General features: G+C 52.0%; 1 pseudogene. It reads right to left on the reverse strand.

Annotated elements, in window-relative coordinates:
• Positions 1-813: pseudogene (locus FE392_RS19845) on the reverse strand (type IV secretion protein Rhs); the annotation flags it as partial.

The raw sequence follows: 813 nt of genomic DNA on the forward strand, positions 1-813 counted from the left end.
CTTGTGGCAGGGTCAGTTCGGCCAGATTATCCATTTCGTCGTAACTGAACTGGAGAATATCCTCGCCGCTCTGTTCCTGGATCACTCTCCCCAGCGCATCGTAGGCAAAGCTGACCGTATTCGACAATAACCCCAGTTGTTTTCCAGTAGCATTTGGTTCGCGGGAGGCGGCCAGTAACCGATCCATTTTATCCCACCGGTACTGGTAATTGTCCGTGTCAGTTTCCCGTTTAATCAAGTTGCCCGCAGCATCGTAATGCAGGTAAACCGCGCGGACAGGTTGCCGGAATACCCGATCACCCAGGCGTTTTTCAGCGCGCAACAAACCGGCCGCATTGTATTCATACTGGATAAGGGTATCGTCAGGGCGGATTTCTTCAATCAAACGCCCTTCGGCATCACGGTTCAGCTGATAGCGGCCGCCATTGGCGTTTTCAATCTGTACCAGATAGCCTTCGGGATTGTAATGATAACGGATTTGGCGTTGCAGAAGGTCAGTGGCACACACCACCTGTCCCAGTGCATTATATTCCCAACCACGGGTGGTGTTTTCATTGCGTTGGTGATGCGTCAGCCGACCAGCATTGTCCCACACCATTTGCTCTGTCGAGCCATCCGGGTAAGTCACCATTGAGAGCTGTCCGGCATCGTCATAGTGATAACGGACGCTTTCCATCAGGGCATTGATAAAACGGCTCAGCCGATTTTCATCATCATAGCCCCATGTGCTTCTTTGCCCTGAACAATCGGTATGGCTGATTAACTGCCCCTGACCATTCCACATAAAATGGCTGTCGCCGCCTTTGGCATCCG

The sequence above is a fragment of the Xenorhabdus santafensis genome (genome assembly GCF_033949405.1).
Taxonomy (GTDB): domain Bacteria; phylum Pseudomonadota; class Gammaproteobacteria; order Enterobacterales; family Enterobacteriaceae; genus Xenorhabdus; species Xenorhabdus santafensis.